Consider the following 20,671-nt stretch of genomic DNA (forward strand, 5'->3'; position numbering starts at 1 on the left):
AGGAGGGGGCTTTGGTTTGTTTAATCTTGCTCATACAGCTAACTAGAGTGCTTTCTAATACAACGAAAAGATACTAATAATCAGCGAGATATGCAACAGTTTGGTCCGATTAGACGTGTAACAGTCTCCTTTTTATTATACCGAGAGGGCGGGTATTTCTTGTCTCCTCCCCGGGAAAAAGAGTGAGGGCGGAGAGGTTTTTCGTTTTAGGCTGAAATGGAGGAGGTTTGCAGGCTAAAATATTTTTCCTTTTAGGCCTAAAAATTCTTGTTTTTCAGCTAGAATGTGACCAACATATAGGGCAAGAAAATTTTCCGTTTCACCCGAGAATCTCTTAGAAAGTATCTTTGATACGGGCGAATAGAACTACCTTTGTTGTAGATTTTAGACGCAGAGTAATGGAGCAAATGAAGAGTAGGTATGATGTAGAGAGGTATCGCAGAGATTTTCCTCTTCTACACACCGAGATGAATGGTAAGCCTTTGGTTTATCTGGATAATGCTGCTACCACACAAAAGCCTCAAGTGGTAATAGATAGTATCGTAGAGGCATATACAACGTGCAATGCCAATGTACATCGTGGGGTTTACCGTCTTAGTAGAGAGGCCACAGAGCGACATGAGGCTGCACGAGCCACGGTAGCCAACTTTATAGGAGCCGATAGCCGCGAAATCCTCTTTACCAGAGGTACTACAGAAAGCCTTAATTTGGTAGCCTCTACCTATGGTATGGAGTTTCTCCAACCGGGGGATGAGATTATCATTAGTACACTGGAGCACCACTCCAATATAGTACCCTGGCAGCAGGTGGCTCTCCGTCGTGGTTGTACCTTGCGCATTATCCCTATCCACGATGATGGCACTCTAGATCAAGAGGCCTATCGCTCTCTGCTTACCGAGCGTACACGCCTTGTCTCCATAGCCCACGTAAGTAATGTTTTAGGTACGATCAATCCCATTCGGGAGATGATTGCCGAGGCGCACGCTGTTGGCGCTGTGGTGGTAATTGATGGGGCACAGGGAGCTGCACATGAGGTCGTGGATGTAAAAGAGTTGGATTGTGACTTTTATGCATTTTCCGGTCATAAACTCTATGCTCCTACCGGTATAGGAGTGCTCTATGGCAAGGCCGAACTCCTAGAGAAAATGCCCCCTTACCAATTTGGGGGAGAGATGATCGAGAAGGTTACTTTTGAGCAAACCACCTTCAATACCATACCCTATAAATTTGAAGCCGGTACTCCCAATTTTGTAGGATCGGTAGCTCTAGCAAAAGCGATTGAGTATGTGCAAGGAATTGGTCTAGAGGCTATTGGCGCACACGAAAAGCACTTGCTTAGTATGGCGGTAGACGAGGTGGCTTCTCTCAAGGGCGTACGGATGATTGGTACGGCTCCCAACAAAGAGGCCGTGCTTACCTTCGTAGTAGATGGAGTACACCCCTATGATTTGGTGCTTTTGATGGATCAGCAAGGTATTGCATTGCGCTCCGGTCACCATTGCGCCGAGCCTCTTTTAGATCGTTTTGGGGTAACCTCTACCCTCAGAGCCTCTTTTGCCCTCTACAATACCGAGGCTGATGTACAAGCCTTTGTTGCGGCTTTACGTCGTGCTCTTAGTTTCTTTTAAGAAGGAATATAGGGGATGTTAGACTTGCATTTTTTGGCAGATGGCTGTATAGAGTGTGGGTGCGATGAGGCCGGACGAGGCTCCCTCGTGGGGGATGTATTTGCGGCGGCTGTAATCTTGCCGGAGGACTTCTGTTTGCCGGAGCTTAACGACTCGAAAAAACTAACGGAGCGCACTCGTTATCGTCTTCGTCCCCAAATAGAAGAGCAAGCAGTGGCTTGGGCTGTTGGGCGTGCTTCGGCAGAAGAGATTGATACGTACAACATACTTCACGCTTCATTCTTGGCCATGCACCGAGCTATAGCCGCCTTGAGCATTACTCCCCAACGTTTGCTTATTGACGGCAATCACTTCGACCCTTACCTTGATATCCCCCATGAGTGCATTGTAAAAGGGGATAGTCGCCTAGCCTCTATTGCCGCAGCTTCCATTCTGGCCAAGACCTATCGAGATGACTATATGCTAGCTGCTCACAAACGATTCCCCTTCTATGGGTGGGATCGCAATAAGGGATATCCTGCCCCGGCTCATAGGCAGGCGATAGAAAAAATAGGGCATTCTCCGCTTCAGCGTTTCACCTTTATGGAGGCGAAACTCTCTAGAAAGGAGTAGGGTAGCTTAGTGATAAAAAGGGTGTGACGAGAGTGGTTGGCTCGCTAAGGGGTGGTAGTCGCCCTTGAGCCCAATAGGGGTGCTGTGACGTATGTCGTGCACAATTTCGATACAGGGGCGTACCTCTTCCAATCCAAATCCTTCTCCTCTCAATATATATTGGTAGCTCTCGTTGTGTAGCTCGGTAAAGCCAACACTGAACTCAAACTCTTCTCCGTCTATATTGATGGTGCGATAGGTTCGCTTCTCGCCCTCTACGGCATTGGGTGGAAGTAGTTGGGCATTGATGGAGAGGAAGTAACGCACTCGGGCTCTCTTTAGCTCGAGGTATCCTGCACAGCGATCATGGCTCATTACGTGCACGATGTTGCGTTGTACAGAGCCAAAGATCCAAGTAAGCATATCATAGAAGTGTACCCCGATATTCGTTGCAATACCTCCACTTTTCCGATCATCCCCTTTCCACGAAGTGTAGTACCACATGCCACGAGAGGTAATGTAGGTGAGGTCTACATCGTATATCTTCTTGGGATCTCCATTTTGTACCTTCTCGCGTAGGGCGATGATAGAGGGGTGCAGACGTAGTTGTAGTATGTTATAAACGTGGTGCCCCGTCTCCCTCTCGATTTGTTGTAGTGCGTCTATATTCCAGGGATTTAGCACGAGAGGTTTCTCGCAGATGACTTCCGCCCCAAGACGCATTGCGTAGCGACAATGGGCATCGTGGAGGTAATTGGGAGAGCAGACGGAGATATAATCGAGTTGCTTTGGGGTACCTCGCAGTTTGCTGTTGTGGCGGTCGAATAGCTCCTGTTCGGTAAAGAAAGAGGCTTCTGGAAAGTAACTATCGATGATGCCGACGCTGTCGTGAGGATCGTAGGCAGAGATGAGCTGATTACCGGTGGCTTGTATGGCGCGGAGATGGCGAGGGGCAATGTAACCTGCGACCCCTATGATGGCGAAATTTTTCATTCGACTAGAGATACTTTAGAGTTAGAGAGTTGGTAAACTTCTTGGGTGATAGGGCATTGGGCTCGGCCTTTTTCGTTAAAATTGAGTCGCTCGCCATGGCGGCTTACCCATCCAATTTGTCGAGCAGGGTTCCCTACCACGAGGGCAAAGTCAGGGACATCGCTGAGTACTACAGTACCTGCACCTACTAGGGCATAAGCTCCGATGGAAATGCCACATAGGATGGTTGCATTCGCCCCGATAGAGGCTCCGCATCCTATTCGAGTAGGGAGGAACTCCTCTTTTCTGCTTATAAAAGCTCTAGGATTGAGGATGTTGGTGAAAACACAAGAGGGACCTAAGAAGACATTTTCGGCACAATGTACTCCGGTATAGATAGATACATTGTTTTGCACTCTACAGCCATCCCCAAGTATGACTCCGGGAGAAACAACTACATTTTGCCCTAGAGAACAATTATTGCCAAGGGTAGCCCCTTGCATAACGTGTGAGAAATGCCAAATAACGGTGCCGCTACCAATGGAGCAACCTTCGTCTATAATGGCTGTGGGGTGAGCTTGATAGTGTGCTGTGGGTACGTCCATAAGGCTATGAGTATTTTAGCTTCTATGCAAATTGCCGGATGGCTGCAATTACCCGATCTTGCTCCTCTAGGGGGAACTCGGGATAGATGGGTAGAGAGAGCACCTCAAGGGGGAGTTGCTCTGCCACGGAGAGGGGCTCAGGGCAATGCACTAAGGGGGTGAATGCAGGCTGATGGTGTAGGGGCTGTGGATAGTAGACCATGGAGGGAATACCCCGCTCCGAGAGATGCTGGCGTAGTTGGTCTCGCTTCCCACTAAGTACCCGCAAGGTGTATTGGTGATACACATGCGTTGTGTAGGGCATCTCTTGGGGAGGAATAATGTTTTCTACCCCTTGTAGAGCCTTTGTGTAGCGGTGAGCCAATTCGCATCGTCTCTCTCCATACTCGGCAAGATGGGGAAGTTTACACCTTAGTATTGCCGCTTGCAGCGTGTCTAGCCGTGAGTTGCAGCCAATGGCTTCGTGTTTATATTTTGTGCGCTGACCGTGGTTGGCGATCATCTTGAGCCTCTCGGCAAGGCGATCATCGTCTGTAAAGAGGGCTCCCCCATCGCCGTAGCATCCCAAATTCTTGGATGGGAAGAAGGAGGTGCAGCCAATATGCCCCAAAGCGCCTGCCTTTGCCCTCCTTCCATCGGAGAAGGTATAGGTAGCGCCCAAGGCCTGGGCGTTGTCTTCTATTACGTAGAGGTTGTGCTCTTGTGCGAAGCGAAGTATTGGCTCCATGGGGCAAATGGCTCCAAATAAATGCACGGGGATAAGAGCACGAGTGCGTGGGGTTAGTACTTTCTCTAGTTGCCTGGGGGCGAGACAGAAGGTCTCTTTGTCTACATCCACAAGTACCGGTACCAAGCCGAGTAGGGCTATCACCTCTGCGCTTGCCACATAGGTAAAGGCGGGTACAAGCACCTCGTCACCCGGCTTTAGCTCCAAAGCCATTAAGGCTATCTGTAGAGCATCGGTGCCATTGGCGCAGGGAATAACATAGCGGCATCCTACAAAGTCTGCCAATTCTTGAGCGAATAAACCTACCTCCTCCCCCTGGATAAAATCGGTTTTCTCTAGCACCTTTTTTATCGCTTGGTCTATCTCCTCTTTGAGAGATAGGTATTGAGCATGGAGGTCGAGCATCTTCATATCAAGGGCGGATAGGTGTAGTTACTTGGTGAGGTAGAGGTAGACGGGTAGATGATCGGAGTAGCCACCTATATATTTACCACCGGCAAAGGTGCGCAAAGGCTCTCCCCGATGCTTGGGAGTTTGCTGGAGAAGATAGTCGCGACGGAATATATAGGCGAGTTGATGACTCTCAGGATCCTGATACAAATGGAGCCCCTGTGTGTTTTTCTTCAGGAGATTGCCACTGACTACGATGATGTCAAAAAGATTCCATTTCCCTTTGTAGGCGAGAGTGCCGGCGCCTTGGCGATACATAGGGAGCATGGGCGAGAAAAGATCTGTCGCATGAGTCTCATCGATAGTTTGGCAGAGATTGAGCCCCTCTACTACGGAAGCATCGAAAGGATCGTCATTGAAGTCTCCCATCAGTATTGCCTTACTCCCGGGGTACTCTCTGAGGAGAGAGTCTGCCACTTGGCACATGGTTTGAGCGGCCACCATACGTCGCCCTGCTGAGGCGGGGTCGCCACCATAGCGAGAGGGCCAGTGCCCTACGATGAAGTGAAATAACTCATTATCTATGGTACCTGTGGCAAAGAGAATGTCTCGAGTGGGTATTTTGGACTCTTCGGGTAGTGCTACAAAGCGCACACCACTGCTCTTGAGGTGAAAGATCTTAGCATCGTAGAGGAGGGCACAATCTATCCCACGAGGGTCGGGAGAATCGTAATGGATGATGCTGTAATTACGCTTTCGAATGCTGGGGTTTCGTACCAAATCTTCTAGCACATGGCGATTTTCGACTTCGGCAAGACCTACAACGGCCGCTCCGTTGTCTGCAATATCACCCAATACACGGGCTATATTGTTCAACTTCTCTTGGTAGCGTTCGTTTGTCCATTCACGTTTGCCTTGAGGAAGGAATTCGGCGTCATCGTTAGCGTCATCGTTGCAATCGAAGAGGTTTTCTACATTGTAAAAGGCGATGGGGATGCGGTGTGCTACATTTTGAGCACTCAAGGCGCCTACCGAGAGAATAAGGAGGATAAAAAAATGGATAGATCGGTTCATAGAATTATACATGAGAGAGGATATATAAAAATAAAGGGGGCTAAGGCTCTGGCCTAAGTTGAGGATTAAGAGCCTCCTCCGAGGCGAGAAGGCGATCGAAAAGGAGTTCGTCCTCTATGGTTGAGGAGGAGTCGCCCGGGCCCTTTCCTGAGATGAAAGCAACTCGTAGGCTGCGAATGTAAAGTGTATAGCCGGGGTATCCTTTTCCTCCGGGTTGGAATAGAGAGAGGGTTAGGCGCCCTGGCGGGAAATCTTCTTTGAAATCGAGGGTACAGTAGGTCTCTCCATTCGAATTTTTGAGCGGAGTTTGAATGGATACTTGGTGGGAATCATCGGCATAATAGCTTACCTCAAGAATGGGTGCCAATTGATTCTCGATCACTTTCTCGGGAAGTTCCTCTACATCGATCGAGACCTCAAGCGAGCTACCCGCCGGTATTCCGTCATTTATAACGGCACTATGCGTTATCCAAGAGGCTTTGCTCAAGAAGCTAACACGGCAAGGGTAGTAAGAGTTGGGGACGATTTGCTCGATATTGAGATTGCTTAAGTCTCCCGATTCTGAAGAGAAAAATAAATTCTCAGGAGAGGGAGTGGAGCCCCCCTTCTGCACGGCTTCCAATTCTTTGTCGAGGTCATAGGAGGCACGTCGCACTATGTCGGCAAAGTAGAGGGGCTTATCAATGTTGTAATGATATACGATGCTATCGAAGTCGGATCGTGTAATTCCGTACTTCTCAAAAATCTGATCCTCTAAGGCAAGTCGCATTGTGTCGTTGATGCTGTTGCCTAGATTGTCCATGAGGCAATCGGCCTTGTAGAGTTCGCCAATGAGTTGTCTGAGCTTCTTATCACTCAGCTTGCGTTGCCATTTGTCTCCGCAACTTGATAGGCTGCCTAGGGTGATGAGAAGGGCAAGAGTCCCTAGCAGATAACGAGCGCAGCGCTGCATAGTTACTCTTCGTTATCGGGGGGGGTGGTTTGGCGATGACGTTTGGAAGGCAGCATCTCAAGGGCGCGAGATAGCGGCGTGCGGCAAAATAGAATAAGAGCCACAACGCCAACGCTGATGCACGCATCTGCAAAATTGAAGATGGGATCGAAGAATGTAAACCGCTGCCCACCCCATTTGGGGATCCACGAGGGTAGTGTACAATCGATCAGTGGGCAAGAAAACATATCTACAACATGCCCATAAAAGAGGGGTGCATAGCCGCCGTCTTTTGGGAAAATCTCGGCAATGGTCCCCTGGCTGGAGGAGAAAATCAAACCATAAAAGAGGGAGTCAATAATATTGCCGATCCCTCCGGCTGTAATGAGGGCAAGCACAATCAGAAACCATGTAGAGAACTTGCCGCTACGTATCAGCCGAGCGACCCCCCAAGAGAGTAGCCCCATGGCTACGATGCGAAAGAGAGTCAAGAAGAGTTTACTACCTAGAGTAATCCCATATGCCATCCCCTCGTTCTCAACGAAAAGCAGGTGAAATCCACTGAATACACGTATATCTTCTCCGAGCATCATATGGGTCTTTACCCATATTTTGATAGCTTGGTCGATAATAAGCAATAGGGCAACAATCCCCCATACCACAAGAGACTGGGTGAGTCTCTTGCGGTGTAATTCTTCGGGGGTAAGCAGGTCTTGAGAAATTAAACTCATTGTGTTTAGGAAGAGGAGTTTATCTCAATCAGATATTTTTAGTTACGCTTACCGATAGGCAGAAGTCGTCGAAGTCGAGTTCTACAGCATCGCTTACGGTATCGCTGAGCAGGATGCTTTCGGCTTGTACCTGACGGGCAATATAGTCGTGATGATGCTGAAGCACTGGATCCATTTTGCTCCCTGCGAGCACAATGATATCGATGTGATCATTCACCTCGAAGCCTGCCTGTTTTCGTACATTCTGGATACGATTGACAAACTCGCGCGCCAGCCCTTCTTCGATGAGTTGCTCTGTGAGCGTAACATCTAGGGCAACGGTACGCGTGCCTTCGGTTGCAACGAGCCATCCCGGTATGTCTTCTACAATGATGTCTACGTCGCTACGCTCTAGTCGTACAGCCGTATCTGCAACAGTCAGTTCTAAGAATCCGTTGCGGTCTAAAGCTGCAATTTCCGAAGCTTGTAGGTCGGCAATAGCTTGAGCCAAGGGCTTCATGATCTTGCCGTAGCGGGGACCGAGCTTTTTGAAGTCGGGCTTGATACGTCTGCTCCAGATGCTCTCTGATGCATCTACATAGCTTATATCCTTTACATTAACCTCAGAAAGGAGGAGGGAGCGAATGGCCTCTATTTGAGCTTTTTCTTCTTCATTGGAGATGGGGAGCATGATCAAACTGAGAGGTTGGCGCACCTTTATATTAACCTTTCGGCGGAGTGCTAGCACCATAGAGGATAGCTCTTGAGCTATTTGCATCCTTTCTTCCAATTGCTTATCGATAAGCTCGGGACGGCTCTCGGGGAAGTCTGTAAGGTGTACAGAACGCCCGTCTCCCACAAGATCGCGATAGAGGTGATCCGCATAGAACGGAGCGATGGGAGCGATGAGCCTTGCAATGGTAGTAAGGCACTCATAAAGCGTTTGGTAGGCACTGAGTTTGTCTTGAGACATCTCGCCAGCCCAGAAGCGTTTGCGTGATAGACGTACGTACCAGTTACTTAGGTTTATGGAGACAAAATCGTCAATAGCTCTGCCCGCTTTGGTGGGTTCATAGTTAGCAAGATGCTGGTCAACCTCGGCAATGAGGCTGTGCAACAGCGAGCGGATCCAACGATCTATCTCGGGTCTCTCGCTGTCTGACAAGGGCTGTTCGCTTGCTATAAAGCCATCGAGATTTGCATAGAGGGCGAAGAATTGGTACGTATTGTATAGGGTGCCAAAGAACTTGCGGCTTACCTCCTTGATTCCCTCGGGGTCGAACTTGATGTTATCCCATGGGGAAGCATTGGTAATCATATACCAGCGGAGGGGGTCTGATCCGTATTGCTCAATGGTGGCAAAGGGGTCTACAGCATTGCCTAGACGCTTGCTCATCTTGTTTCCGTTCTTATCGAGAACCAATCCATTGGCCAATACGTTTTTGAAGGCAACGCTACCACGTACCATGGTAGAGATGGCATGCAGCGTAAAGAACCAGCCTCGAGTTTGGTCAATCCCTTCGGCAATGAAGTCGGCGGGGAATAGCTCGCCACTTTCTATCTCCTCTTTATGCTCAAAGGGATAGTGTACTTGAGCATAGGGCATAGCCCCTGAGTCAAACCAAACGTCGATGAGATCCTGTTCGCGCGTCATCACCTTGCCGGAGGGAGAGACGAGCTTGATCTCGTCTACCACGGGGCGGTGAAGGTCGATCTTTTCGTAGTTCTCGTCACTATAATCGCCCGGAGTAAAGCCTTTGAAAGGATTGCTTTTCATTACGCCCGCAGCGATAGACTCTTCGATGGCTTGGTAGAGCTCTTCTACAGATGCGATACAACGCTCTTCGGTGCCATCTTCACTTCTCCAAATATTCAGAGGCGTACCCCAGAATCGGCTACGTGAGAGGTTCCAATCTTGAAGGTTCTCAAGCCACTTGCCAAAGCGACCCGAACCAGTGCTCTCGGGCTTCCAATTGATGGTGTTGTTTAGGGCAATCATCTGCTCGCGGCAGGCCGTAGTACGGATGAACCAGCTATCGAGAGGATAGTAGAGAATAGGCTTATCGGTACGCCAGCAGTGGGGGTAGTTGTGGGTATGCTTCTCGATGCGGAATGCTTTATTCTCCATCTTAAGCATCACACAGATGTCTATATCGAGGCTCTCTTTGTCGTCAATAGGCTCGGGAGAGTAGGCGTTCTTTACATATCGCCCGGCATACACATCGTAGAGGGGGAGGTCTACTCTAGAGGCAACAAACTCCTTAGAGAGGTGCTCTATTTTATAGAATCTTCCCTTGAGGTCTACCATGGGACGCTCTTGCCCATCGCGGTCGATGAGTACCAACGATGGGATGTTATTTTGTTGGGCTACACGGCGGTCGTCTGCACCAAATGTAGGGGCAATATGAACGATGCCGGTACCATCTTCTGTAGTTACAAAGTCTCCCGTAATTACGCGGAAGGCTCCTTCGTCAGGCTTAACCCAGGGGATAAGTTGCTCGTATTGTAGCTCGGCAAGTTCGCTTCCTTTGTAGCGACCTACTATGCGCCAAGGTAGTTTCTTTACCTCTTTTGGTGCAACTTCGGGTAGCTCTTCTACTTGATTTTTGGGATCGAAATAGGCCTCTACACGGGGGGCACCCATGATGATGGTTTGCTTGAGAGACGTGTAGGGGTTAAAGGTCTCAATGGCTACGTACTCGATATTGGGACCCACACAGAGGGCGGTGTTGGAGGGAAGAGTCCAAGGAGTGGTAGTCCAAGCCAAGAAGTAGGCGTCGCCCCAATTGCTCCATTCTTTCTTAGGATTTAAGACTTTGAACTGAGCTGTGCAGACTGTGTCTTTTACATCGCGATAGCAGCCAGGTTGGTTCAACTCGTGCGTACTAAGCCCTGTACCGGCAGCGGGGGAGTAGGGTTGGATGGTGTATCCCTTGTAGAGAAAACCCTTCTTGTGGAGGTCTGCAAGAAGCCACCAAAGCGTCTCGATATACTTATTCTTGTAGGTGATATAGGGGTGATCCATATCTACCCAGTAGCCCATCTTCTTGGTAAGTTGCTCCCACTCTGCAGTGTATTTCATTACCTCGCGACGGCAGGTCGCGTTGTATTCGGCTACACTAATGGTTTTGCCGATACTGTCTTTGGTAATACCAAGGAGCTTCTCTACACCCAGCTCTACGGGTAGACCGTGTGTATCCCATCCGGCCCGGCGGTCCACACGATACCCCTTCATGGTTTTATAGCGACAGAAAATATCTTTGAGAGAGCGGGCAATTACGTGGTGAATGCCAGGCATTCCATTGGCAGATGGTGGCCCCTCATAGAAAATAAACGAAGGAGCATCAGTGCGTTGACGAAGGCTCTCGGCAAAGAGGTTTTCCTCTTCCCACTTAGCTAGGATCTCTTTATTGATTCCCGAGAAGTCGGGCTGTGTATATTCTCTGAACTTCTTTTTCATTGTCTTCTCTTCTTGCTATTTTCAGCTATACAACAAAGGTAATAATATTATAGTGACTAATGCATGTGTCGGGTGGGGATAAGTCGTTGTCTAGAGTCCTTCCCTTGTTGCTTTACATCTTGCGGGAGTATATAGAAAAAGGCTGACACTCAAGGAGGTCAACCTTTTTCTGTACTAGAAGAGGCATCATGCTCCCCCTCTTTGGAGGAAGAAGTGTGCCGAACGGTAAGACTTTCTTACTCTACAATAGAAACTTTTCCGGTTTGGCGAGATCCATCTTCGAGCGTAATGCAGAGGATGTAGTTCCCTACTGCAGGAGCCGAGATAGAGGCTTCTGTGCCATGTCCATCTTGCTGAGCAACAAGAACTCCATCCACCGAGTATAGCGATAGCTGGGCCATGTTTTTCTTCATTTCGACCTTAACGGAAAGTCCTATTTGAGAGATGGCAACACTCTCTAGAGGAGAGATGGGGGCAATGGCAGTCCCCTGGGCGGGGATGGCAGCTCTTGTGAAGTAGAGAGTCGGAGTGCCGGACATGTTTTTGAAGAGCCCGGATATGTAAAGCCAACCTCTTGGATCTATTTGTAGGAAGGCTACCGTACCATCGGGGGTTAGCCCAAAGTCGTAACCTTCGCGGATCTCTTTGCCCTGAGCCGTAAGGGCACGGAGGTATGAGGTTTTAGCTAGAGCGACGTCTCCACCACCCACAAAGACATACTCTCCATAGCGGAGGGCGCTATAGCAAGCCCAGTTGGCGCTTGGGTTAAGAGAGGCGAAGTTGTAGGGTTGATAGTGATCCATTTCTACCTCACCTTTGGAGTTGATTACACAGCTCAAGAAGCGAGGATTGCCGTTGATCTTGGTGAAGTCACCGGCTATGATATAGCGCCCCTTGTCGTAGGGAGCAATGCTTTTGATTGTGCAAGAGTAATCCGTATCGTCCTTTGCTGCAATGTGAAGAAAGTCTTTATCCAAGCTACCATCTTCATTGAAGCGGGCGATACCATTCAACCCACGTATTGCTCCATACTTAGAGAAGAAGCCCGTGATGTAGAAACTACCATCTTCCTCCATATAAGAGCCGAGGATAATGGGCGATGATTTCTCATTCACAGCATCTACGGGTTGGTAGGAGATGTCGTGTTCTCCATCCGCAGAGAAGCGAGCAACGAGGGGTGCAAAGATGCCATTAACTGTGTTAAAGGCACCTGCTACATAGATACTTCCGGATGGATGAACCATGATTTTGTTTACCTCTGTTGTGTAGTTCTCGTTGAAATGTTGGAGTACAAACTTATTGTCTTGCTTGAATGTAGGGTCGAGCGAACCATCGCTATTGAGACGCACCAGCATGCCCACGGGAGCACCATTGTATTCGGTAAATGCTCCGGCAACCAAGTATTTCCCTTCTTTAGTACGGGTGATAGCATACACTAGATTGTTGAATCCACTTCCCCCTTTATTGAAGGTTTTGTCCGGGCTGCCATCCTTATTGAGTCGCATGATGCAGTCCATTCTGAGGGCTTCTTCGTCCGAAAATCCCCCATTGTGGAAGGCCCCCCCTACTACTATTTTGTCGTCGGGGTCAATGACCATGGTCATTACATTCCCATCTAGGGTGGGGCGGAATGTGCGATCTATCTCGGTGGGAGGCAAAACCTCTTGGGCTGAGGCGCGGAAGATGGAGAGGAGTAGCGCTAGGGCTACGAAGCTATATTTTTTCATTTTCATTGTTGTAGAAACATTACAGACTAACCTTGGTTGTGTAGTAAGAATCCTGCTCGGGAGAGGTTGCTACAATAACATAATTGCCAGAGGGGAGAGCGACCTCTTGTTGGCTCTCCGCCATTAGTGTAAGGTGGGCGATCACTTCGCCACGGATCGAGTAGATGGCTACCATGCAAGCCTCGTTAGCGTGGAGCGCTATTCCGTTCTCTTTGGGTTGCCAAGAGAGAAGGTCTTTGTTATAGGATATCTCTTCGTTGGCTGTCTTGTTGTGCTCACGAGCAAGGATGGGGAAGAGGATCGCTTCCCCGGAAAAGAAGTCCTTGCCAACGATGGCGAATACATCGAGTTCTTGGCTTGGATCTATCTCGTTCTTAAGGAAGAAGAATGAGTAGATATTTCTCATCGGGACGCGTGCTCCGTCTTTGTCTTCCACCTCAAAACGCTGGTTTGTTGTGGGAGGGAAGACGCCATATCCGAGTTGGGGCTTCACGATACGAACCTGCTGGAGCGATACGGGAGCCTCATCGAGTTCGGGAAGTTGCTTATTAAGCTCGGCAATGCTAATGAAGGTCTTGTTGAAGAATTGGTAGCTATTCTGACTAAGAACAGTGGTGGGAGCACCATCTACCACGAATACGAGATTATTATCTTGCTTGATAAGTTGACCTCGCATCTTCTTGATCATTGAAAACTTCTCGGGGAAGTTATTACTGATGGGTAGGTAGTAGAGGGGGTCATTGACAAGCATTCCCATCTCACCATCCCAGAGCCAATATTGGTTGCAGAGAGGCACAGAGAAGTTGATCAGGATGGGAGATCCCTCTTTCGGAGTCAGTTCGTAAAAAGCACCGATCTCTCCATTACGTAATTCGCTTAGGGTCTCTATGGCCTTGTAGGGACGGACGTAGAAATCCATTTTGTAGTCATCAATGCCTTTGTAGGGAAGCCCACTTATAAGGTCTACAACACGTAGTGATAGAGAGTGTTTTCCCTCAGTGAGGTTGTCGAATGTTACCTTGCTACCAGGGATGTCCGGGTTGAGGTGCTTCACCAACATCTCGGGTTTATCGTCTAGCTTGACGGTGATATAGGAGGTGGATTTGGGGTAGGGGTGCTCGCCCGATCCCCAGAGTACCCATGTAGCCCCGCCAAGAGCTGGGGAGACGGTAAGAGAGGTCTGGCTTGTTTCGTAGCCGTTGGTGATTCCATCTGCACGTATCTCCCAGGCCTGATCGTTCTTGATTTGGTAGGAATAAAAGCGGATGTCGTCTATGAGGATACGATAGTCTGTCCCGTATTGTATGGCATTGCCTGCATAGCAAATACGGAAGCGGAAGGGCTTGAATTCCTCTTCAGGTTGTTCGATGGTCGCTGTATAGGCATGACGGTCGAAGATGAAAGGCGAGTTGGCCCTGTGCCAGTTCTCTCCATTGTCGTAGGTCAATTCGTATGCCCAAGCTTGGCGTTGTCTAGAGACAACGCCGTCCATGCCGGACGCTGAGAAGGCAAAAGCAATTTGGCTTGCTTCTATATTATCGAGAAGCTCTAGCGAAGCGACTTCACCATTGAAGGAACCGGCCCGTAGTTCGAGGGCTTTGTGTCCTGTGGGAATTCTCTTGGTGGAGTCTGAGGTGATGACTGCATTGCAAACCTTCCACCGGTATCCATCGATGGTTATGATTTCTTCTTTGAGATCGTTTTTGGTCCAATCTTCAAACCCGGTGTGATAGAAGGGCGTAGGTGGTTTTACGCGAGTTTGCGAGTTTGCGAGCCCTGTGGAGCAAAAAACGGCTGCCAAGAGTACCAGTAGATGTAATTGTTTTTTCATATTAATTTGTTAGTTATTGCTTGCAGGTGTGGTGATGTTAATATCTTTTCGTTGCACCCACATCAGCTTATAGTCGCTTTTCTTGGGGTCGGTCGCGTTGTCGACCAAGGATACTGCTACGAGTATATCCTGAGGGCTCTGTGTGGTGATAGACTTCTCTTGATATACCTCTCTATTATCTGCGGTGTAGCCTATGGGGCGATAATAATACTGAAGCCAAGGCTCTACTTTTTCTTGGTAAGCGGCACGGGTTTGCATGAATAGGTTCACTCGTTCGAGACGCTCTCCACGACCAGAGTAGGCGATGGCGTTGCAGGGGGCGAGCTCATCTTCGGATAGGAGCACGTAGAAGACAGAGGTCCAGATATCGTTGGGCTCTACTTTTGTAGGAATAGCGGCTACGGCTTGGTGGTCTTTCTGCTTGTCTTCAAAGGCTCGCACCTCTTCTATGTTGGCTCCTACTTTTGTGAAAACCCCCGTTGGGAGTTGGGGGCCTTCTTGCTTCCCTGAGGGGTCCGGTTGGGGGGTAGAAGGTGAACAAGAGGCGAGTAAAAAAGAAGAGAGGAGCAACAGAACGGCCGAAACCGAAATGGCTCTAAGTCTTATAGGTCTTATAAGACAATTGTAGTGTGTCATATAACTGTTACTTTTTTATTCAAAGTGCAACAGCAAAGATATAGAAATGTATCATAAATAAATCTCTTGGGCATTTATTTTTGAGGGGAGTGTGTGCTGTCGTAGTAATACACCTCAACCTTTAGAGACAACAGCCTTGTGTCTATCTATGCTTCTTAGGCTTCATTTCTCGTCTTCCTTGGGGAATATTAATGGGGAATGTTGCATCGGGATGTATAAGAAAGATGTATATTTGTCTATGAAAAAGAGGGGGAGCGTAATCTTTATTCCCTCTTCGTTTGTTCTTTTTGTGGTGAATCTTTCTCCACTATTAGAGTGAAACTAGAAAACAGATTAGCAGCCAACCAGAAACATAATATGCGTATTACACGAACTTTTTTCTGCTCCATTTTGCTGGCTTCCTCCCTGCTAATTGCAGGGTGTGGGCGCAAAAGCAAAGAAAAACTCTACCGAGAGCTGTTGCAAGATGCTGCGCAATTGCAAGCCGAGGGGAATCTGGCGAGTGAAGAGTCGCTTGACGGAGTCATAGACCGCTTTGACTTATTTATCACAGAGCATCCCAAGAATGCCCATGTAGAGGAGTTGCGTCAGAAACGTGGGGCTTTAGCGGATCAGCGTGATAAGTGCAGGCTCTTTCGCATTCGCAATCAATACGAACTAATCACCTCCGACACAGGGCATTCTCTCGAAGAAATCCTCAAGAATACTCACAACCTATTGGTCATTTTGAAGACTTCGGAAGCTCAAACTTTGCTCAATAAGTACCCCAATGCCAAAGTTTATGAGCCGGATCTCTTGGAGTTTAGAGACGAGATACAAGCCATCGAAGCTATAGCTACAAGTAGCTACTCTTCCCTCAAAGAGTTTAACGAAGAGGTGGAGGCTCGGCAGTCGCGATTCGAGCAGTCGCGATTTAGTAGCATACCCACCCTATGGGAGAAGCATACTGATGCCAAACGAAAGAAACTGATCAATATGGAGATAGAGCGTGCAATTGACTCAATTATGCCGGCTTTGGAGCATGAGGCTTCTGTGCGCACTACCTATAACCATAAGCATTACCGAGTAAAGAGTATAGAGCTGGTATCGAAGACTACGCCCACGTGGGTTTCCTCTCCTTCCGGAATGATATGTGAGGCCACATTCCGTGTAAATATGGTGGGGGCTTGGTTTGGTATTGATAGGGGTACGGCCAAAGTTTCTGTTAAGGGAGGAGTCTTCCAAACGGATAGTATGGGGTCTATTGCCTATCGCATCTTGGATCATTCGGAGCTCGAAACTACAGGTGATTTATAAAAACTTTCTGCCCTAAAGTGCACTCCATTTCTACCCTAAAATTCTATCGTTTTGGGGTGGAAATGGACTCCTATATTGCCTAGAAACTTTTTCGAAATAGGCCTACCATCTCTTTTTTTGTACCTTTGAAGCATGAATGAGTGTATCTATTCTGCTTACCACAGGACCCTCTCTCCGAGGGTTTCTTCACCTATAATCCCCCCAATTTCATGCTAGTTGCCTTTCTAATTAAAACGTTGCAATTGATGCTCTCACTGAGCATTTTGGTCGTATTTCACGAGCTTGGCCACTTCTTAGCGGCACGTCTCTTTGGGGTACGAGTGGAGCGATTCTTCCTCTTTTTCGACTGGGGAAGGGCTCTTTTTAAGTACCGATCGAAGCGTAGTGGCACCGTCTATGGCATAGGCTGGCTCCCCTTTGGGGGTTATTGCTCTATGGCGGGTATGGTGGACGAGCGTTTCTTAGAGTTAGATGAGAAGTCTACGCCTCAACCCTACGAATTTAGAGCAAAACCGGCTTGGCAACGGCTCATTATCATGATTGCAGGTATCCTGTTTAACCTGATTCTTGCCGTTGTTATCTATAGTAGTATTGCACTCCACTGGGGAGATTCCTCCTTATCGAGTGCCAATATTACAGCTGGGATGAGTTTCTCACCTGCGGCTCATAAGGCAGGATTCCAAGATAATGACATCATCCTTTCGGCCGATGGAAAGCCTCTCGATGCCCTTTCTAATAACTTTATTCGAGATGTGATTACCGCAAAAAAGGTGATAGTACGTCGGGATGGGGTAGAGAAAACCATTGTGATGCCTAGCGATATGATGCAGCAGGTGATGGCTGAGGGCGTTGGCTTTATGGGTATGCAGATCCCTTTTATTGTGGATAGTGTGCTCCCCAATACTGCTGCTGCGAGAGTGGGGCTGCAGGCGGGGGATATCCTCTTGCAGGTAGATAGCCTCCCAATTGTGGATGCCACGGATGCCCAACTTATCTTTAGAGAGCAACGCAATCGAGTACATTCGTTGCAATTGCTCCGAGCCGGAGATACTCTTACGGCTACCCTTCAGCCTGATACTGCGGGGCGCATTGGTGTGCAACTTCTTGCCGATATAAATAGGATATATCCTACCGAGGAGATACGATACACCCTGTTGCAGAGTGTGCCGGCAGGTTGCTCCCGAGCTGTCAATACGCTCAAAGGGTATGTAGGGGACATGAAATATGTGTTTACCAAGGAGGGGGCCCAGCAGATGGGAGGCTTCATATCCATAGGGAAGCTATTTGATAACTTCTTCGATCCCTATCGCTTTTGGAGCATTACAGCCCTTCTTTCGGTGATTCTTGCCTTTATGAACTTCCTCCCGATCCCGATGCTGGATGGTGGGTATATCCTCTTTACTCTTTGGGAGATTATTACTCGTAGAAGAGTCAGTGATAAGACGATACTCAAAGCCAATAAGATAGGTTTTGTTCTGCTTCTTGCCCTTTTGCTTTATGCTAATGGCAACGACTTCTTCCGCACCCTCTTTCATTTCTAATCCTCTATGTCGCTACTAAAGACCTATCCTCGAGCCTTTGAAGAAAAGGTCGGGTTCGACCAAGTGCGTGAGCTACTGAAGAAAAAAACATGTAGCTTGATGGGGAAGGAGGAGATTGATGCCCTCCGTGCAGAGGATGATTCTACCCTTATTTTGCAGCGTCTGGAGCGCGTAAAGGAGTTGCTTCTCATACTACAAGAGGGGCGAGACTTTCCCTCTCTTTCGCTCGAAGACCTTCGTGGTTCGCTTGATGGGATACGCCCTGAGGGTACTTATCTGAGTGAGGATCGCCTGCCGCATCTCTTGCAAGCCATTCGTACGATGGAGCATCTCTATCGTTTTTTGGGCTATCAGCAAGCGACAGACCCCGAGAGCGGAGAATCGCCTCGCTATCCTGCTCTTTTGCAACTGCTCCCCGAGGGGCTTTTGCTCCCTCATATCGCTCAGCGGATTGATAGCCTGCTCGATCGCTTCGGTCGAATACAAGACTCAGCCTCTCCCGAGCTGCGAGCCATCCGTACGGAGCGTTCGTCGGTAGAGCGTAGCATGGCGCGACAGATTCGCTCTCTATTGGCACAGGCAATACGTGAGGGCTGGGCAGACGAAGAGGCTCGCCCTTCTCTGAGAGATGGGCACCCCGTAATACCGGTGAATCCAAGCTATAAGCGGAATATCCCGGGGATTGTACATGACGAGTCGAGTAGTGGGAAGACGGTCTTTATAGAGCCTATCGAGATTGTTGAGTCGAACAATCGAATGCGAGAGCTAGATGCCGCCGAGCGCAGGGAGATTATTCGTATCCTGATACTCCTTGCCGATGATATTCGCCCCCATATCCCCTCTCTATTTGCCATGTACCGGTTGGTAGGGGTGTTCGATGCTCTCTTTGCTATCGCCCGTTTCTCACAAGAGGAGCGAGCCATTGTGCCCGTTATAGAGCCACGTCCCTATTTGGATTGGAAAGAGGCGAGGCATCCTCTTCTCCGCCGAACCCTACAAGCCGAGCAACGGGAGTTAGTGCCTATTGATTTGGCACTCAAGGCCCCGAATGCGCGTATTTTGCTTATCTCGGGTCCTAATGCGGGGGGAAAATCGGTATGCCTCAAGACTTGTGCTTTACTACAATACATGCTGCAAATGGGGATGCCTATCCCGGTACATCCCGACTCTACAGCCGGTCTTTTTTCTTCCCTAGCCATCAATATAGGGGATGATCAGAGTATCGAAGACGATCTTAGTACGTATAGTTCGCACCTGGTGAGCATGCGCCACTTTTGCAGGATAGCCTCCCCCCGCTCCCTTTTGCTCATAGACGAATTCGGAGCCGGTACAGAACCTGAGTTAGGCGGAGCTATTGCCGAAGCTCTTTTGGCGGAGTTTAATGCACACAAGTCGTTTGCTCTTATTACTACGCACTACCGTAACCTCAAACAATACGCCTCTTGCCACCAAGGCATTATCAATGGAGCTATGCTTTACGACCGAGGGGCTATGCGTCCTCTTTTCCGCCTATCCATTGGTCAGCCGGGTAGCTCCTTTGCGATTGAGATCGCTAAGAAATCGGGCTTACCCAAAGGGGTGCTGGAGATGGCGGAAAGCCTGGTAGGGAAAGAGATGCTTGATACGGATAAGTACGTACAAGAGATTGCTCGAGACAAACGCTATTGGGAGAAGAAGCGTGACAATATACGCCGCCAAGAGAGGCAGCTTGAGGAGGAAATAGAGAAGTATCGCTCTGCACTTGCCAAGTTGCACTCCTCACGCAAAGAGGTGCTAGCCCAAGCTCAAGACGAAGCACAACGACTGCTCAAGGAGAGCAACGCCCGTATTGAGCGCACCATTCGAGAAATTAAAGAGAGTAATGCCGAGCGCGAAAAGACGCTCCTAGCACGGCAAGAGTTGCAGCAATTCGCCCAAGAGACAACCCTCGCTCATGGCGAAGCGGCTCAATCGGAGGCTAGTCAGGCCATTGATAGAGAGTGGCAACGTATAGAGAATAGGCGTAAACGAAAAGAAGAGAAGCGCCGCAAAGCCTCTGACGAAGCTGACCAAATCGCTCCCCAACCGCCCAAAACTTTACCCCTGGAAGAGGGATGTAAGGTGCGGATCGTATCACAAAACGGTATAGAGGGCACTCTATTAGAGCTGCGTGGGCGTCAGGCTCTCGTTGCTCTCGGGGGAACTATGCAAACAATGATTGAGGTAAGTAAGTTGGAGCGAGTGGCGGGAAATACCCCAAAAACTTCAGCTCTCACCGAGCGCATCTCCAGTAACATAACCGAGCACATCCATGAGAAGAAAACTAACTTCCGAGAAGAACTCGATGTGCGGGGAATGCGTGCCTTAGATGCCTTACAAGCTGTTGAGTACTACCTCGATGAGGCAATACAAGTAGGTTGTCACCGGGTACGTATTCTGCATGGGACGGGCACTGGAGCCCTACGCCAGAGCATTCGTCAGATGCTTCCCACGCGCCCCTATGTGCTCCGATTCTACGACGAAGATGTGCGCTTCGGAGGAGCCGGTATAACAATAGTGGAACTATAACGAAA

Annotated in this window: 15 protein-coding genes; 5 read left to right on the top strand and 10 right to left on the bottom strand. The window is 48.9% G+C overall.

Translation table 11 applies throughout. The annotated features are described in order from the left end of the window. Window positions 1-407 precede the first annotated feature (407 nt). On the top strand, window positions 408-1,628 hold the full coding sequence (locus Q0090_RS04090; protein WP_297947719.1) for a cysteine desulfurase: 1,221 nt from the start codon (window positions 408-410) through the stop codon (window positions 1,626-1,628). Between the two features lie 15 nt (window positions 1,629-1,643). Continuing rightward, the gene (locus Q0090_RS04095) at window positions 1,644-2,240 is read left to right on the top strand and encodes a ribonuclease HII (protein ID WP_297947721.1); all 597 of its coding nucleotides are present in this window, start codon (window positions 1,644-1,646) and stop codon (window positions 2,238-2,240) included. A gap of 6 nt (window positions 2,241-2,246) precedes the next feature. Here Q0090_RS04095 and Q0090_RS04100 read toward each other — a convergent pair whose 3' ends face one another. The 10 genes from Q0090_RS04100 to Q0090_RS04145 all read right to left on the bottom strand — a co-directional run bounded on the left by Q0090_RS04100 (window position 2,247) and on the right by Q0090_RS04145 (window position 15,282). Further along, entirely contained in the window at window positions 2,247-3,212 is a 966-nt protein-coding gene (locus Q0090_RS04100; RefSeq protein WP_297947722.1) for a Gfo/Idh/MocA family oxidoreductase, read from the bottom strand. After that, window positions 3,209-3,796 (bottom strand): acyltransferase, encoded by a 588-nt coding sequence (locus tag Q0090_RS04105; protein WP_297947724.1) that lies wholly within the window; start codon window positions 3,794-3,796, stop codon window positions 3,209-3,211. The genes Q0090_RS04100 and Q0090_RS04105 overlap by 4 nt, the downstream gene beginning before the upstream one ends. Before the next feature lie 22 nt (window positions 3,797-3,818). Further along, a complete protein-coding gene (locus tag Q0090_RS04110) occupies window positions 3,819-4,934 on the bottom strand; it encodes a DegT/DnrJ/EryC1/StrS family aminotransferase (RefSeq protein WP_297947725.1) in 1,116 nt (371 codons plus the stop codon). 21 nt (window positions 4,935-4,955) lie between these two features. Beyond that, window positions 4,956-5,987 (bottom strand): endonuclease/exonuclease/phosphatase family protein, encoded by a 1,032-nt coding sequence (locus Q0090_RS04115; RefSeq protein WP_297947728.1) that lies wholly within the window; start codon window positions 5,985-5,987, stop codon window positions 4,956-4,958. A gap of 40 nt (window positions 5,988-6,027) precedes the next feature. Beyond that, on the bottom strand, window positions 6,028-6,939 hold the full coding sequence (locus Q0090_RS04120) for a DUF4296 domain-containing protein (RefSeq protein WP_297947730.1): 912 nt from the start codon (window positions 6,937-6,939) through the stop codon (window positions 6,028-6,030). 2 nt (window positions 6,940-6,941) lie between these two features. Further along, window positions 6,942-7,649, bottom strand: a complete 708-nt coding sequence (locus Q0090_RS04125; RefSeq protein WP_297947732.1) for a lipoprotein signal peptidase — start codon at window positions 7,647-7,649, stop codon at window positions 6,942-6,944. Window positions 7,650-7,677: 28 nt separating this feature from the next. Next, window positions 7,678-11,088 (bottom strand): isoleucine--tRNA ligase, encoded by a 3,411-nt coding sequence (gene ileS, locus Q0090_RS04130; RefSeq protein WP_297947735.1) that lies wholly within the window; start codon window positions 11,086-11,088, stop codon window positions 7,678-7,680. Between the two features lie 236 nt (window positions 11,089-11,324). After that, on the bottom strand, window positions 11,325-12,821 hold the full coding sequence (locus tag Q0090_RS04135) for a hypothetical protein (RefSeq protein WP_297947737.1): 1,497 nt from the start codon (window positions 12,819-12,821) through the stop codon (window positions 11,325-11,327). A gap of 13 nt (window positions 12,822-12,834) precedes the next feature. Continuing rightward, window positions 12,835-14,646 (bottom strand): hypothetical protein, encoded by a 1,812-nt coding sequence (locus Q0090_RS04140; RefSeq protein ID WP_297947739.1) that lies wholly within the window; start codon window positions 14,644-14,646, stop codon window positions 12,835-12,837. Between the two features lie 9 nt (window positions 14,647-14,655). Continuing rightward, window positions 14,656-15,282 carry a hypothetical protein gene (locus tag Q0090_RS04145; protein ID WP_297947741.1) on the bottom strand — a complete coding sequence of 209 codons (627 nt, stop codon included), beginning with the start codon at window positions 15,280-15,282 and terminating at the stop codon, window positions 14,656-14,658. Window positions 15,283-15,639: 357 nt separating this feature from the next. Between Q0090_RS04145 and Q0090_RS04150 the strand changes: the two genes are divergently transcribed. The 3 genes from Q0090_RS04150 (at window position 15,640) to Q0090_RS04160 (ending at window position 20,666) form a co-directional block, all read left to right on the top strand. Further along, entirely contained in the window at window positions 15,640-16,578 is a 939-nt protein-coding gene (locus tag Q0090_RS04150) for a hypothetical protein (RefSeq protein ID WP_297947742.1), read from the top strand. Between the two features lie 209 nt (window positions 16,579-16,787). Continuing rightward, complete coding sequence (gene rseP / locus Q0090_RS04155; protein WP_297947744.1) at window positions 16,788-18,119, top strand: RIP metalloprotease RseP; 1,332 nt, start codon at window positions 16,788-16,790, stop codon at window positions 18,117-18,119. Window positions 18,120-18,125: 6 nt separating this feature from the next. Then, window positions 18,126-20,666, top strand: coding sequence for a Smr/MutS family protein (locus tag Q0090_RS04160; RefSeq protein WP_297947746.1), 2,541 nt, complete (start codon window positions 18,126-18,128; stop codon window positions 20,664-20,666). Window positions 20,667-20,671 lie beyond the last annotated feature (5 nt).

This window comes from uncultured Porphyromonas sp. (genome assembly GCF_938023125.1).
GTDB lineage: Bacteria > Bacteroidota > Bacteroidia > Bacteroidales > Porphyromonadaceae > Porphyromonas.